This is a genomic window from Paenibacillus sp. CCS19, from assembly GCF_033239625.1.
In the GTDB taxonomy this organism is placed as follows: Bacteria; Bacillota; Bacilli; order Paenibacillales; family Paenibacillaceae; genus Paenibacillus_T.
This window is the reverse complement of record NZ_BTCK01000010.1, coordinates 21,993-36,619: the sequence shown is the minus strand read 5'-3', so window position 1 is coordinate 36,619 and position 14,627 is coordinate 21,993. Positions and strand designations below refer to the sequence as shown.

General features: G+C 51.6%; 13 protein-coding genes. 8 read left to right on the top strand and 5 right to left on the bottom strand.

What is annotated here, in order from left to right:
* Positions 1 to 7 precede the first annotated feature (7 nt).
* Positions 8 to 568 (bottom strand): GbsR/MarR family transcriptional regulator, encoded by a 561-nt coding sequence (locus tag SBI19_RS09565; protein WP_483312263.1) that lies wholly within the window; start codon positions 566 to 568, stop codon positions 8 to 10.
* 229 nt (positions 569 to 797) lie between these two features.
* Here SBI19_RS09565 and SBI19_RS09560 point away from each other — a divergent pair, with 229 nt between their 5' ends.
* The 4 genes from SBI19_RS09560 to SBI19_RS09545 all read left to right on the top strand — a co-directional run bounded on the left by SBI19_RS09560 (position 798) and on the right by SBI19_RS09545 (position 5,499).
* Positions 798 to 2,039 carry a quaternary amine ABC transporter ATP-binding protein gene (locus SBI19_RS09560; protein ID WP_317967400.1) on the top strand — a complete coding sequence of 414 codons (1,242 nt, stop codon included), beginning with the start codon at positions 798 to 800 and terminating at the stop codon, positions 2,037 to 2,039.
* The gene (locus SBI19_RS09555) at positions 2,032 to 2,871 is read left to right on the top strand and encodes an ABC transporter permease (protein WP_317967398.1); all 840 of its coding nucleotides are present in this window, start codon (positions 2,032 to 2,034) and stop codon (positions 2,869 to 2,871) included. The genes SBI19_RS09560 and SBI19_RS09555 overlap by 8 nt, the downstream gene beginning before the upstream one ends.
* Positions 2,864 to 3,766 carry a glycine betaine ABC transporter substrate-binding protein gene (locus SBI19_RS09550; RefSeq protein WP_317967396.1) on the top strand — a complete coding sequence of 301 codons (903 nt, stop codon included), beginning with the start codon at positions 2,864 to 2,866 and terminating at the stop codon, positions 3,764 to 3,766. The genes SBI19_RS09555 and SBI19_RS09550 overlap by 8 nt, the downstream gene beginning before the upstream one ends.
* 191 nt (positions 3,767 to 3,957) lie before the next feature.
* A complete protein-coding gene (locus tag SBI19_RS09545) occupies positions 3,958 to 5,499 on the top strand; it encodes a histidine kinase N-terminal 7TM domain-containing diguanylate cyclase (protein ID WP_317967394.1) in 1,542 nt (513 codons plus the stop codon).
* Positions 5,500 to 5,638: 139 nt separating this feature from the next.
* Here the strand turns inward: SBI19_RS09545 and SBI19_RS09540 are convergent, their stop codons facing one another.
* Complete coding sequence (locus SBI19_RS09540) at positions 5,639 to 6,331, bottom strand: DUF4386 domain-containing protein (RefSeq protein ID WP_317967392.1); 693 nt, start codon at positions 6,329 to 6,331, stop codon at positions 5,639 to 5,641.
* 117 nt (positions 6,332 to 6,448) lie between these two features.
* On the opposite strand from SBI19_RS09540, the gene SBI19_RS09535 reads away from it, so the two are divergent.
* A complete protein-coding gene (locus SBI19_RS09535) occupies positions 6,449 to 7,456 on the top strand; it encodes an AraC family transcriptional regulator (protein WP_317967390.1) in 1,008 nt (335 codons plus the stop codon).
* A gap of 435 nt (positions 7,457 to 7,891) precedes the next feature.
* The gene (locus tag SBI19_RS09530) at positions 7,892 to 9,424 is read left to right on the top strand and encodes a lytic polysaccharide monooxygenase (protein ID WP_317967388.1); all 1,533 of its coding nucleotides are present in this window, start codon (positions 7,892 to 7,894) and stop codon (positions 9,422 to 9,424) included.
* A 138-nt stretch (positions 9,425 to 9,562) separates the two neighbouring features.
* On the opposite strand, the gene SBI19_RS09525 is transcribed toward SBI19_RS09530, so the two are convergent.
* Positions 9,563 to 9,916 carry a DoxX family protein gene (locus tag SBI19_RS09525; protein WP_317967386.1) on the bottom strand — a complete coding sequence of 118 codons (354 nt, stop codon included), beginning with the start codon at positions 9,914 to 9,916 and terminating at the stop codon, positions 9,563 to 9,565.
* A 151-nt stretch (positions 9,917 to 10,067) separates the two neighbouring features.
* Here SBI19_RS09525 and SBI19_RS09520 point away from each other — a divergent pair, with 151 nt between their 5' ends.
* The gene (locus SBI19_RS09520; protein WP_317967384.1) at positions 10,068 to 10,415 is read left to right on the top strand and encodes a winged helix-turn-helix transcriptional regulator; all 348 of its coding nucleotides are present in this window, start codon (positions 10,068 to 10,070) and stop codon (positions 10,413 to 10,415) included.
* A gap of 63 nt (positions 10,416 to 10,478) precedes the next feature.
* Here the strand turns inward: SBI19_RS09520 and SBI19_RS09515 are convergent, their stop codons facing one another.
* Together SBI19_RS09515 and SBI19_RS09510 are read right to left on the bottom strand one after the other, a co-directional pair.
* Complete coding sequence (locus tag SBI19_RS09515) at positions 10,479 to 12,812, bottom strand: ABC transporter permease (protein ID WP_317967382.1); 2,334 nt, start codon at positions 12,810 to 12,812, stop codon at positions 10,479 to 10,481.
* A complete protein-coding gene (locus SBI19_RS09510; RefSeq protein WP_317967380.1) occupies positions 12,812 to 13,516 on the bottom strand; it encodes an ABC transporter ATP-binding protein in 705 nt (234 codons plus the stop codon). Before SBI19_RS09510 ends, SBI19_RS09515 begins: the two co-directional genes overlap by 1 nt.
* Before the next feature lie 357 nt (positions 13,517 to 13,873).
* Between SBI19_RS09510 and pyrH the strand changes: the two genes are divergently transcribed.
* Complete coding sequence (gene pyrH / locus SBI19_RS09505; protein ID WP_317967378.1) at positions 13,874 to 14,608, top strand: UMP kinase; 735 nt, start codon at positions 13,874 to 13,876, stop codon at positions 14,606 to 14,608.
* Positions 14,609 to 14,627 lie beyond the last annotated feature (19 nt).

Genomic DNA, 14,627 nt, shown 5'->3' with positions numbered 1-14,627 from the left:
ACGTCAGCTAGCCGTTATCCTTCGGCACAAGCTTGAAAATTTCTTGCGATTCAAGCGTTTCAATAAGACGAATAAGCCATTGATAATACCGAATTGCTTCGTCGATCTTAGCAAGATCAAGCTGCACCTGCTGCTCCAGTTCATTGTCGCCGGGGTACTGCTCGACAAGCGCCAGCAGCTCGAATCTCGATTTGCGAAGCGCATGTAAATTAATTTCCGACGCTTTACGCCACTTAATCGAGAAGAAATCAGCGAAGGTCTGGTACCAGTCGTGCTCGACCTCGTACAGGTCTTTGCGGGAACCCTTCTCCCACACCTTGTTCACCATTTTGAGGTCGACGAGCGTTCGCACGCCGGTGCTCATGCTGGTCTTGCTCATCTCCATCGCTTGTCTCATATCGTCGAGCGTCATCGGTTTATTTTGAAAAAACATGAGTCCGTACAGATGCCCCGTCGATGGCGTGATGCCGTACAGATCCATATTGTTGCCAACCGCTTCGATCACTTTCTTCCGCGTCTTAAGCAAAGCCAGCTCCTGTTCAGGGCTGAGACCGCCTCTGCGCTCCATCTTCATTCACCTGACCTTTGTATATTCGTAATTGTAAAGAACAATCTCGGCCTTGTAAAGAAACCAGTTGGAAGGAGAAAGGGAGGAAACGGGAGCATTCGGGAGCATACTTTGTACAGAAATAACTGTACGTACTGTTACAACGGTTAGGATTGTTGACACTGGACGACGAAACTTTTTACACTTATAGGGAAGAAAGTGCGATCATGCAAAGGAAGGGGTGAGCTGGATGGCTATCATTGAGGTGAATCAAGTCACCAAAGTGTTTGGTAACGATCCAGAATCAATTCTCCGCCTAATGGATGACGGGTGGAATAAAGAGAAGATTTATCGCGAGAGAAAACATACGGTAGGCGTGAACAACGTTAGTTTCTCCGTTAATGAAGGCGAAATCTTCGTCATAATGGGCCTCTCGGGCAGCGGCAAATCGACGCTCGTGAGGATGCTTAACCGGCTGATCGAGCCGACTCGCGGGAGCATCGCCATACATGGCAAGGACATCGTGAAGATGAATAAAGAAGGTCTGATCAAGGTGCGCCAGAAGCAGATCAGCATGGTGTTCCAAAAGTTTGCGTTGTTCCCGCACCGAACGGTGGCCGAGAACGTGGAATATGGCCTTGAGGTGCAAGGCGTAGATAAGGCAGTACGCAGGAAGAAAGCGGTCGAGTCGCTTACGCTCGTCGGGCTTGGCGATTATGCGGACAGCCTGCCGTCTCAACTGAGCGGCGGCATGCAGCAGCGGGTCGGGCTCGCCAGGGCGCTGGCGAACGATCCGGATATTCTGCTGATGGACGAAGCCTTCAGTGCGCTTGATCCGTTGATCCGCAAGGAGATGCAGGATGAGCTGCTGGAGCTGCAAGAGAAGATGAAGAAAACGATCATCTTCATTACGCATGATCTGGACGAAGCGCTGCGCATCGGCGACCGGATCCTTCTCATGAAGGACGGCAGCGTCGTACAGGTCGGCACGCCGGAGGAGGTCATGATGAATCCGGCCAACGAATACGTTGAGCGGTTCGTCGAGGATGTCGACTTGTCTAAGGTGCTGACGGCAGCCTCCGTCATGCGCCGTCCAGAGACGATCGGTCTGGACCGCGGTCCGCGCGTTGCCCTCCAGCTGATGCGGGAGAGCGGCATATCAAACTTGTTCGTTGTTGACCGGGGCCGCAGGTTGATGGGGGTCATTACGGCTGAGGATGCTTCCGCAGCCGTTCGCGAGGGCAAGACGCTTGCGGACATTGTCATCCACGACGTTGCGGTAGTGGACAAAGACAAGCTGCTGTATCAGCTGTTCGACATCTGCAGCACATCCAAGCATCCGGTTGCCGTCGTGAACAGCAATAATCGGCTTATGGGCGTAATTGTCCGCGGTGCGGTGCTTGGCGCGCTCGCTGGCAATCCGGATCAGCGGGCTGACCAGCCTGCTGAACCAGTAGCCGCGTTGACGGAAGGGGTGAGCGCTAATGTCTAAGCTTCCGCTCGATAAGTGGGTAGAGAACATTGTTGACGCGCTGGAGACGGGCTTGAAGCCGCTGTTTCATGTTATCTCCTTATGTATTGAAGGGATCGTGAATGGCATCGCCAGCACGTTCCACTGGCTGCCGGCGCTTGTGTTTATCGTACTGGCAGCGGCGCTTGGTTATTATCTCGGCAAATGGAAGTTCGCAGCATTCACAGCAATTGGTCTGCTGTTAATCGATAATCTCGGCTTGTGGGAGCACACGATCGATACGCTGGCACTTGTGCTGACATCGGCAATTCTGTCGATCGTCATCGGCGTGCCCCTCGGCATTGGCTCCGCACAAAGTGATCGGGTGAGGGGGATTGTCACCCCGCTGCTCGATTTCATGCAGACGATGCCTGCATTCGTGTATTTGATTCCGGCTGTTACGTTCTTCGGACTAGGGGTCGTGCCGGGCGTCATTGCGTCGGTTATCTTCGCCGTGCCGCCGACGATCCGGCTGACGAACTTGGGTATTCGCCAAGTGCCGGAGGATCTGGTGGAGGCAGCGGACGCTTTCGGCTCGACAAGCAGGCAGAAGCTGTTCAAGCTGCAGATTCCGCTGGCGATGCCATCTATTATGACGGGCATCAACCAGACGATCATGCTGTCGTTGTCGATGGTCGTTATCGCATCGATGATCGGTGCGCAAGGTGTCGGCGCCGACGTATATGGCGCAGTAACGCAGATTAAGACGGGTGAAGGGTTTGAAGCGGGACTTGCAATCGTCGTGCTGGCGATTGTGCTGGACCGTATGACACAACACATCGTGAGAAAGAATAGGAGAGGGTCGAATGTTTAAACACGCTTCGAAACTGTTGTTAGTCGTTGGGTTAACGGGTGCTATAGCAATAACCGGGTGCTCGAGCGGAAGCAGTGACGAGAGCGCGAGCGGAGGCACCGTCGGGGATCAGGTGAAACATAAGATTGTCGGGATCGACCCCGGCGCTGGCCTGATGAAGCAGACGGAGAAAGCGATGGCCGACTACGAGCTGTCCGACTGGAAACTCGTCGAGGGTTCTAGTGCTGCGATGGCTGCCGCACTAGATAAAGCATACAAGAACGAAGAGCCTATCATCGTCACGGGCTGGACGCCGCACTGGATGTTCGCCAAATACGACTTGAAATATCTCGAGGATTCGAAGGGTTCCTTCGGCCAAGATGAAGAGATTCATACGATTGTTCGCAATGGCCTGAAGGAGGATGCACCTTCCGCTTACTTCATGCTCGACCGTTTCGAATGGACGCCGGATGAGATGGCTGTCGTCATGAACGCGGTTGCAGACGGTACGAAGGCAGAGGAAGCCGCCGCACAGTGGGTAGAGGCGAACGCCGATAAGGTCGATGCATGGGTGAAGGATCTTCCGCAGGAATCCGGCAAGAAGCTGAAGCTTGCGTTTGTGGCTTGGGATTCGGAGATTGCGAGCACGAACGTCGTGAAGCAGGTGCTCGAGCAGCGTCTTGGTTACAAGGTCGAGATGCTGCAGGTGGAAGCGGGCCCGATGTGGGCGGGCATCGCCAACAGCAGTGCGGATGCGATGGCAGCAGCTTGGCTGCCGACCACTCACCAAGATTACTACGACAAGTACCAAGGACAGTTTGAGGACTTGGGCGCGAACCTGGTCGGAACGAAGCTTGGTCTCGTGGTTCCGTCCTATATGGAAATTAACTCGATTGAGGATTTGAAGACGAAGTAATATTTTTACACAGGGAAGTGGATTCAGCTCTTATAGACGTCATATGGAAGCCCCGACGCGCAATCTGCGGTCGGGGTTTTGTGTTGTAACCATGGACTTAACATCGCATTGTAACCAGTAGTGTTCCTATTTATGTATGTCTTTGTTTGCTGTAGAATGGTGTCAAAACCGCTCATTATTGGAGACAGAGAATGGCGAATCCACAACTTACAGCGTATATTTCGCTTGTTACAACGTCAGGTGTATTGATTTTAGTATTATTTATTTATTCTTTTGTCAAAAGAAAACAGACGCCGTTCGCCTACACGTTTATGTTGTTCACCTTTACGCAGTGCATTTATGTATTCGGCCACGCGTTCGAGCTTGCCAGCAATACGCTGGAGCAGATCAAGCATTGGACGATGGTGGAATATGCCGGCATGCCCTTTGCGGCTGTACTCGGTTTGATCGTCATTCTGAAGTATATCGGCAGAACCGTTTCACTCCGGACGGGCTTGCTCATGTGCGTAATCCCGTTCATTAGCTTCCTGATGGTATTGACGAACGATTACCACCACCTATTCTACAAGTCTATGTATCTTAGAGCAGACGCACCTTCGCCGATGGCGGACGTGTCGATCGGACAATGGTATATCGTGCACGGCGCCTACACGTTCGGCAGCTTGTTTACGGCCACGGTGCTGCTCATCAGAAGATGGCGCAGCACGAAGAAGGCATATCGGTTCCAGCTGGCGACGCTCATTATTTCGCAGCTGCTGCCGATGTCTGCCGCTTTCGTCTACCTTCTCGGGCTTACGCCATATGGGATGGATCCGGTGCCGATTACGATGTGCGTGACCGCTTCTCTGTTCATTTGGTCCATCGCGGCGAGCCGTTTGCTGACAATCGTACCGATCGCTAAGGAAAGCATCTTCGAAAGCATGCGCGAAGGCGTTATCGTGCTGGATGCCAACCGCCGGATCATCGATTACAACCAGGCGGTCAAAGGCATGATTCCTTTCCTGCACAGCGGTGTCATCGGAACGAGCCTAGATGATATGTGGCCGCAGTTAACGGGCAGGTCCTTCCCTGAGCATGTTAGCATGGATGGCCTGGAGGAAGAAGTGCATTGGCCTTCTGCGGAAGGCATCTCGAGCTATCAGGTGAGGACGTCCCTCGTCATGAACAAGGGCGGCGATGCGATCGGCATGCTGCTGATGCTGATCGATGTGACGGAGCAGCGCATGCTTCAGGAGCAGTTGAAGAAGCTGGCGTATTATGATGGATTGACCGGCATCTACAATCGGACGCAATTTCTCGCGGAAGGGAAAACGCTCCTCGAGAATGCGGACAGCGGACCTGTCTCGTTAATCCTGTTCGACATCGACCATTTCAAACAAATCAATGACACGTACGGGCACGAAACAGGCGATCAGGCGCTGATGCACATCGTATCGGTCTGCCAGCGTTTCATTCATCCGGATATGCCATTCGCCCGTTACGGGGGAGAGGAATTCGTTATTGCGCTGCCAAGCGCCGCATTGCCTGAAGCCGTTAAACTAGCGGAGAACATTCGGGCGGCGCTTCAGCAGAGCGCGATGCATTTCAAGGGTAATACGGTCGCCGTCACCTCGAGCTTCGGCGTCGTGCAGATTAGTGACAACGAGTCGCTGGAGGCGATACTCCGCAGAGCGGATGAGGCGTTGTACACATCGAAGAAAGACGGACGCAATCGCGTTACGGCGGCGGCATAACCTACTAGAATACGTAAAGAGCTAAGGTCATCCATTATCGGACGGCCTTATTTGTTGTGCAGTGTGTCAGAACCCGTGACATTGCCTGATCCAATTGTGCCGTATCCAGGTATAATAGTGTTGCGTATGGAAGCGGGACTCACTCCTTCCTTACGATGAAAGAAACGCCTAAACAAGCGAGAATCAGAATCCACAATTGGTAGGCATACGCATTAACGTCAGCAGCGGCGGACCATCCTACCCACTCCAAGATGCCTGCTGCAATTCCAATTCCGCACAGCACGGAGATTACGGCAGCCCATCTCGGGAGATGCCCCGATTGGTATAACGTAATCGCCATCATAATTGCCCATACTCCCATTGTTGCAAAACCAAGAGTTTCACCGATCGTTACGCCTAGGTAGGTGTGAAGCGCGTCGAAGATAACTTCAATGGCTTCCCTGCGTGCTGGCGATAGGTGCTCGTTGTCGACATATTGGGCGACCAAGCTGTCCACAACAAATAACCACCTTGAGAAACCAACTACATGGAAGATAGCCGAGGCGAATCCAATGCCTGCTGCCACAAGGCTCAGGCTCCGATTTATAGGGCTTGTTAATCGGTATAGCAGCATGACGATCGGGATGATGAGCAAGCTGGATACGACCATCCCAGCCCAATACATTCGCAGCGTCACGCCGCCTTCTTCATACTGCTGCAGGATAATCGCAGTCGGCTTCCTTAGAATATCCGGATAATCGAAGCTGATCATAAGTCCTGTCCAAGAGATCACAATCAAGACGGGCATCGCCAGCAGCTGCATGCCCATTATTCGCATGCCATAACGGCTCATTATGCACTCACTCCTCTGTTTATAGATGGGATACCATCATCTTAAGAGGAGGAGTCTTCGATTCAAATGTTCCAAAACGCAGAAAAGGTATTCCGTTGCGAAAGGTGCGGTGCTCAAGTGAGCTATGGTCTGTCTGCTCTTCTTATTCATCCAATGTTAAGCTACATGGTTCAGAAGGGGTATGATATTGATTCATTTTGCCGCATGGCTTCATGCGATCGATCCATTCTTCAAGATGCGGAGATGCGAATCGCAGAGGAGGAGTTTGACCGATTGCAGGATGCCGCGGCTGATTTTACGAAGGATGAGCGCTTAGGTCTTCATCTCGGTCAGACGATTGAGTTGTCCAGTCTTGGCATTCTTGGCTATGTGCTTCTCCACTGCCCCACGATAGAGGATGCACTGGCAGCCTACCGGAGATATAACGTCATTGTGTGCAGCGGCATTGATATCGACTGGGAAACGGAGCAGGAAGGGACGACGATTAGGTTCAAGGTCAGTGACCCATATCGGCAAGCTTCCAGACATGCGATTGAGGGCATGGTCAGCTCTTTGTACCACATTCTTCTGAAACTGAGCTGCCGCAGCATCGTGCTTAGCAGGCTGCAGTTCATGCATCATGCACCCGAGGATCAGCGTGAGTATACTGCCATGTTCGGCGTGAACCCTGCGTTTGAAAGCGGGATGACTCTCATTCGGTTAGCGAACGAAGTGATGCAGTATCCGATAGTCCTCTCTAACGAGGGGCTGTTGAACACGTTCGAGCAATATGCCGAGGAAGCAAGAAACGAGCTGCTGCATGGCCGGACGTTGGCCGATCAGGTGTACAAATGGATTACCGAATGCTTGCCCGCCGTGTTTCCAAGCGTGACAGAGGCGGCACAGCATTTCCATTTGAGTGTTCGGTCCCTGCAGACGAATTTGAAGCAGGAGCATACGACCTACAATCAGCTGTTCAACAAGGCTAGGATGGCGTTTGCCATTCAGTATTTGAAGAACCCGCGCTTCACCGTTGGCGAGATCGCTTACCTGCTGCAGTTCTCAGAACCAAGTGCATTTCAGAGCGCCTTCAAGCGATGGACAGGATTGCCGCCGGGGCAGTATAGGCGAAGAACGAATGATTGATGGCGGCAGGAGCGCGTAATCATTCGGCGTGATGAATAATGAGAGATCGTCGCATCGGACGGTCTCTTTTTGTATACAAGATTTTGAGTTAAATAAGGACTTCAGATATAGAAAAGGGCTGTGCCGTGGACATAGGCGGCAGGAAAACATAGCGTGTTAGGCGCATATCTTCCGCGTGCCAACAGATGGATTTGGCCTATTTTGAAGTAGGACTACTATGATGCAGGCAATCGATGATTATTGAATAATAAACATGAGAATTTGATAATAACGGGTGGTTTGAATAGCTGGAACGTCATTATTAAAAATAAATTTAATTAATTTTTAGAATATAGGACGATACATATTCACTAGGTCTTTGGAAACTAGCGTATTAGTTATTGATTGTCTAAGATAACCGCAGGAATAATATTACATCATGTAAGGGGAATCGAGATGACGATTACGCAGCAAGCAGCATGGGAGAAACTCACTTTTCATACTCGTGCATCTAAGCTAGTGTTTGGATTTGGATTGATGGTACTGGGGCTTGCCTTCCTGTTCGGGTTCTCTGGCAAAGCTTTCGCCCATGGCTACATTGAATCGCCGACTAGCCGAACGCTGCTGTGCCAGCAGGGAACGAACAAGGATTGCGGCGCCATTCAGTACGAACCGCAAAGCGTGGAAGGCATAGGCGATTTCCCATCTTCGGGACCGGCAGACGGTAAGATCGCAGGAGCGGGCAAATACTCGGAATTGGATGCGCAGTCGTCCACTCGTTGGAGTAAGGTCAATATGAAGGGCGGCAAGAACACGTTCACCTGGAAGCTCACAGCGAATCATGTGACCGAGGGCTGGCGTTATTACATTACGAAGATCGGTTGGGATCCGAACAAGCCGCTGACACGCGATCAGCTGGAGTCGAAGCCGTTCTGCACAGTCGACGGCGGTAATGTGAAGCCCGAGATGTCCGTATCTCACACCTGCAATGTGCCGACTGACCGCACTGGTTATTACATCATTCTGGGCGTATGGGAGATTGGCGATACGGTCAATGCCTTCTACCAAGCGATTGACGTTAATCTGACGCAAGACGGCAGTACAACGACGCCTGATCCAGAGCCTGTCTTGCTGCCGACGATTCCGGCCGATGCTCTGTGCTCGGGTCATACGACCAGCAGCATCACGCTCTCTTGGACGGCATCGATTGCATCGGCAGGCATCAAAAATTATGAGGTCAGCCGCAACGGTACAGTCGTCGGAACGACGACGCAGACAGCTTATACCGATAACGGACTGCCAGCCAATACGACGTACACTTACACGCTGGTAGCGGTGGATAACAAGGGCAATCGCTCAGGCGCAAGCGCGCCGATAACGGCAAGCACGCTGTCTGTATCGACACCGGCACCAGACACAACGGCACCGTCTCGACCAACGGGACTAGCTTCCAGCAATGTGACGGAGTCAGTTGTGACTTTAAGCTGGGCAGCAGCAACCGATAACATTGGCGTAACCCAATACGAAGTGTACCGCGATGGTAAGCTGATTGGCACTACAGCTTCAAGAACGTACACGGATAGCGGTCTCCAAGCTGCGACGGCTTATTCGTACACCATTGTTGCACTGGATGCCGCGAATAACCGCTCCACGGCCAGCGCTGCGCTGTCGGTAACGACGAAGGCTGCGACGGTTACGCCTCCGACGGGAACGACTGCTGCTTGGGACAGCTCCAAGATCTATCTGGCGGGCGACAAAGTTACTTATAACGGAGTAGAGTATACGGCAGGCTGGTGGACGCAGGGCGAACAGCCGGATGTATCCGATGTATGGAAGGCTGCTGCTTCAAGTGCCGTTCCAGCGTGGAATACTTCGAAGGCGTACAATGCTGGCGATAAGGTCGTCTATGCAGGGCATACGTATCAGGCCAAATGGTGGACGAAGGGCGAGACGCCTGGCAAAGCTGACGTATGGAAGCTAATCAACTAATTCAACTAACTCAGCCATTCAAACCGATCATTCGATGAGCAAAGGGCACCTCAAGAGGGTGCCCTTTGTCGTATTCGGCGATTGCAAATCCGTATCAGGCGCATCTTCTGTTGCGAGCTTGGCTTACTCCGATCCGCACTAGAAGCGGCCGACCGCCACTAATGCAGCTAATACGATGAATGCAACGTTCACGCCGATCTCCTTATATTCCTTGCGCGTCATGTGTAGAATGGCGCCAAGAAGAACGACTGCGGCAAGCGTTGTTGCGGCGATCGGCGTCCATACGGGTGCAACATCCAATGCCTCAGGAAGAATGAGTCCAACCGCCCCGACTAACTCCGCCAGACCGATGAAGACGACGAGCGTCCTCGGCATGTCAGACACCCATCCCCACGATGATACGGCCTTATTATACTGGAAAGCCTTCAGCCATCCTGCATAAATAAACGCTAGCGCAGCGAGTCCTTGAACGATCCATATGGCAATATTCATGCGCATTTACAACCCCTCGACTACTTATTTGATATGCTCTACAGGTATAATAGGGGGAAGTCCATGCTTCAAGGAAGTAGGCACTTTATCTAAACCGAGTAAACAAAAAGTTACCTTGCATCAGTATGGGAAAGCGGGAGGGGGGGCTGCCATGAAGCAGTATTGTAAATTCGAATCCGCATTGGATATTCTTATCGGCAAATGGAAGCCGGTCATTCTGCTCCAGCTCATCGAGAACGGAACCATGCGATTCAGCGAGCTGCAGAAGGCGATACCGGATATTAATAAAAAGATGCTCAGCCAGCAGCTAAGGGAGCTGGAGTATAACGATATCGTACATCGCGAGGTGTACAGCCAAGTGCCGCCGAAAGTAGAATATTCGATCTCGGAATACGGCGCGAGTCTACGTGCCGTATTGCAGGTAATGAATGATTGGGGAACATCTCATATTGAACATATGAATGTGCTTTATGGGGAAGAACAAGCAGAGAATAAGTGAGAACAATCGGGTCACAACTATTTATAACGAAACAGGGCCGCCCATAAGGGCGGCCCTGCGGCGTTATTCCACGCTCTTCAGCGACTCGATCATATTAATGTTGGTCACTTTGCCCCGAAGCATCAGATTCGAAAGTATGGTCAGCGTGAATGCAGCGATAATCGATACGACAATAACCGGGAAGCTTAATTGATTCGGAATTTGCTGATGCGTGCTGGACAGCGCCTGAATGATGATCCCATACACATAGCTGCTGATCGGCAGTGCGACGATGGCTGCGAACACGGTGAGCGCGACGTTCTCAAGGAAGATGAGCCGATAGATTTTGCCCCGCTGGTAGCCAAGTACTTTCAATGTGGCAAGCTCGCGATGACGCTCATAAATGTTGATGGATGAAATTGTGTAGATGGCGCCGAAGGACAGGATGATGGCCGATACGATGAACATAATGAACACGAAGTTGTTCTGTTTCACGATATACTGCGCCGACTTCTGCAGATCCTGCTGGTCCGCAATCGTATCGACGTTCGGATTGTGCTCGAAGAAGGTGCGCACCGATTCCAGCTTCTCGGCATTGTCCACCTGAACGAGCAATGAAGTCGGGCGATAGTCGATGCCGAGGCTCTTCAGGTAAGCTGGCGTCCCGTAGAAAGACGGATTCGAATATTGTGTCGACAGCCCGGCAACCTTCATCTCCACGGTCCTATTGTTCATCGCCGGAGCCGTGAATTTAAGCTTGATGATGTCTCCAACTTCAATCTGATAATAGTCAGCGTATGATTGAGGCACAAGTACGCCATCGTTCATTAACGACATCTCTCGATTATCCGCATCGAAGTAATGAATGAGACGGTTCCCCGGCTCGGTCACGATCAGCGTTGCATTCTCCTTCTCGTTCTCTTGGAGAAGCACAACAGGATTGGAGCTCAGTTCGTAGCTGGATGTGATGCCAGAGGGCAGACTTGCCTTGTCGGGCGAAGTCCCCATTTTATAATCGATGCGCAGGTCGTACGTGAACACCTCTTCCGTCTGACTGGCAACCTTCAGAAGAGCAGTCTGCGTGCCGAATGCGGTGATCAATAGAACGGTGCTCACAACGACGCCAATGGAGCTTGCCAGAGCCTTCTGTTTATTGAGAGCGATGTTCCGCACAATCAGCTTGTAGCTGTAAGAGATCGACTGCCACAAACCTGGAATTCGTTCGATGACGAGCTTCTTCATCTTCTTGGGAGGCTTAGGCCGCATCGCCTGCGCCGCATGCTCCTTCAATATCGATCGGCTGCTGAAGTAACAGGCGAGCATGCCGAATGCTGCAGACAACAGAAGGGGAGGAAGGACGGAATACAAGGACATTGAGAACGCAATGCCAGGCAGTGAGTAGGCTCTTGCATTGGACTCCCTAATCATCGGAACGAATAAGACTGCGGCGAGGACACAGCCGACAACGGAACCCATGATACTGACAAGGATAGGGTAGTTCATGTAATGGAGCATAATGCTGCGATTTCGAACGCCCAGCGCTTTCATAATGCCCACCTGTTTGCGCTGAGAATCAATCATTCTCGACATGGCCAGGAATAGGATGATGGCTTCAATGACGAACAGAACGAATGGGATGACCCTGCTCATGAGCTTGTTGTTGTAGATCGTTGCGCTGATTTGGGAATAGTTGAACGTTTGTTCCTTCGTCATAATATCGAGAGAGGGGAGGTCCATCCGGTTAGACTGCTCCTCGACGGCTTGCCCTAGCTCTTCGAGATCATAATCATCCTCAGCGATAATCATGACTTCGTTGAAGGAGGAACCGCCCGAAATGACAGGAATAGCGGCTTCTGCTATATAGGCTGCACCGTAGATCTGATGATCCTGCGTGTCGCTCAGCTTAGCGTGCTCGACATTCTCGCACAACCCGCTGATTGTGAAGGTAAATCTCCGTTCGCCAGCGCTCATGCGAATCTGATCACCTACGGTATATTGATGCTCGGCAGCGTAATGGGAATCCAGTATGATTTCTTGTTTGTTTGATGGGAGGCGGCCCACTAGCAAGGTCGGTGTATTGATGCGGTTGTCGGCAGGTATCGAGTGGATGGCAAGGGTTGCTTTGTAACCGTCCCAAGTTTGTGTGGCATCGAGCGTATAGCGGCCTTCTATCTGCCTTATACCGTCAACCGAGCGCAGCGCGGCCACATCGGCTGTGGACAGCTGGTCATAAGATACATATAAGTCGCTAAGCTGATGTTCTTGAAAATAATCTTCCGCATAAGCGCTGAGGTTGCTGCTGTACGTGACAAGTCCAGCGTAGAAGAACGCCCCCACAGCGATAATGAGCACAAAGGCGATGAACTGTCCCTTAGCCTGCAGCATATCCCGTAATGACTTGCGCCACAGTTTGCTCATTACCACTCAATCCCCTCAATGCTTTGTTTGTTAGGGTTATAAGTAATACTCTCGATTCTGCCGCTCCTCACCTTAATGACCTTATCGGCAATCGGCGCAATGGCCGTATTATGAGTGACCAGCACAACGCATTTCTTCGTATCCCGGTTCAAATCCTGAAGAAGCTTCAAGACAGACTTGCCTGTGACATAATCAAGCGCGCCGGTTGGCTCGTCGCAGAGCAGCAGCAGAGGGTTCTTCGCTACCGCTCTAGCAATCGCAACGCGCTGCTGTTCGCCGCCGGAGAGCTGAGAAGGGAAGCTGCGAGCACGATCCCGTAACCCCACTTGGTCCAGAACGACTTTCGCATCAAGGTGGTCGCTGCACACCTCGGTGGCGAATTCCACGTTCTCGAGCGCATTCAAGTTCGGGATCAAGTTGTAGAACTGGAAGACGAAGCCGACCTGCTCGCCCCGGTAGACTGTCAGCTGCCGATCCTTGTACCGCGTAATATCTTGGCCGCCGACGAGCACTTGACCCGAACTAGCCGTGTCCATCCCGCCAAGGATGTTCAGAATAGTGCTCTTGCCCGCGCCGCTGGCTCCGAGAATGACGACAAATTCCCCTTCGGCGATCGAGAAATCAACCCCGTCGAGCGCGTTGATTGTCACCTCTCCAATTCGATATTGTTTCTTCACCTGCTTGAATTCAATGAGTTTATTCACCTGTTTCCGCTCCCCTATTATGAATGTGAAAGGACCACTATTGACCGATAGAACGCATCCTCATGTTATAACCAACTATAATTTAGCAAAATAATCGGGACGATCCATGGTTCGGAGTAATGAACTTACCGTCAGTCCTCGGATGGAGCGGCACTAATCCCTTTGAATTAGATGGTTGCGCGCCGGCATTATCATCGATATAATAAGCCGATGGAAAAATAGGGTAAGGAGTGGGACTATGAGGGAGCAGCGGAAGAGACACATGAATCTGACGGTTATCCCTTATATTCTTGTTCCATTGAGACGCTAAAGCATTTATTGCTTTAGTGTTTTTTATTTGATGGAGGTGGACGTGGGATGAGGTATTCGAGGGTTCTGATTAAGCTAAGCGGCGGCGCGGTCGCGGGGAAGAGCGAATTCGGCTTCGAGCCGGATCGGCTGGAGCATATCGCGAACGAAATTATGTCCGTCGTGAACGTTGGCGTTGAAGTGGCGCTGGTCATTGGCGGGGGTAATATTTTTCGCGGGGATATGGCGGAGAGCTGGGGAATCGAGCGGGCGGAAGCGGATAACATAGGTACGCTCGCCACGGTCATTAATAGTTTGATGCTGCGAGGCGTACTGAAAGCGAAGACGGACAAAGAGGTTCGCGTCATGACCGCCATCCCCGCGACATCCGTAGCAGAACCGTATATCCGACTAAGGGCCATTCATCATTTGGAAAAAGGCTATATCGTCATCTTCGCCGGGGGCAACGGGCAGCCTTACGTCACAACCGACTACCCTTCTGTCCAGCGGGCTATCGAGGTGAACTGCGATGCGCTCCTAGTCGCCAAGCAGGGCGTCGAGGGTGTTCTTAACGCAGACCCTAAGTATGATCGGAACGCGAGAAAATATAGATCGCTGCATTATAACGATGTACTAAATCACAACTTGAAAGTCATGGATCAGTCCGCCTTCATCCTAGCGAGAGATTATAATCTGCCGATGCATGTATTCAATTTCGATAACCCGGGAGCTATGAAAGAGATCTGTGAAGGAACGAATCACGGAACGATCATAAGCGGGGAGTCGGTTCTGAAATTGGATTAATCATTTGGATAAGAGACAA

What these genes read in the sequence shown, in the direction of transcription:
- SBI19_RS09565 (WP_483312263.1), bottom strand. Translation starts at nt 568, where the DNA reads ATGGAGCGCAGAGGCGGTCTCAGCCCTGAACAGGAGCTGGCTTTGCTT.
- SBI19_RS09560 (WP_317967400.1), top strand. Translation starts at nt 798, where the DNA reads ATGGCTATCATTGAGGTGAATCAAGTCACCAAAGTGTTTGGTAACGAT.
- SBI19_RS09555 (WP_317967398.1), top strand. Translation starts at nt 2,032, where the DNA reads ATGTCTAAGCTTCCGCTCGATAAGTGGGTAGAGAACATTGTTGACGCG.
- SBI19_RS09550 (WP_317967396.1), top strand. Translation starts at nt 2,864, where the DNA reads ATGTTTAAACACGCTTCGAAACTGTTGTTAGTCGTTGGGTTAACGGGT.
- SBI19_RS09545 (WP_317967394.1), top strand. Translation starts at nt 3,958, where the DNA reads ATGGCGAATCCACAACTTACAGCGTATATTTCGCTTGTTACAACGTCA.
- SBI19_RS09540 (WP_317967392.1), bottom strand. Translation starts at nt 6,331, where the DNA reads ATGAGCCGTTATGGCATGCGAATAATGGGCATGCAGCTGCTGGCGATG.
- SBI19_RS09530 (WP_317967388.1), top strand. Translation starts at nt 7,892, where the DNA reads ATGACGATTACGCAGCAAGCAGCATGGGAGAAACTCACTTTTCATACT.
- SBI19_RS09525 (WP_317967386.1), bottom strand. Translation starts at nt 9,916, where the DNA reads ATGAATATTGCCATATGGATCGTTCAAGGACTCGCTGCGCTAGCGTTT.
- SBI19_RS09520 (WP_317967384.1), top strand. Translation starts at nt 10,068, where the DNA reads ATGAAGCAGTATTGTAAATTCGAATCCGCATTGGATATTCTTATCGGC.
- SBI19_RS09515 (WP_317967382.1), bottom strand. Translation starts at nt 12,812, where the DNA reads ATGAGCAAACTGTGGCGCAAGTCATTACGGGATATGCTGCAGGCTAAG.
- pyrH (WP_317967378.1), top strand. Translation starts at nt 13,874, where the DNA reads ATGAGGTATTCGAGGGTTCTGATTAAGCTAAGCGGCGGCGCGGTCGCG.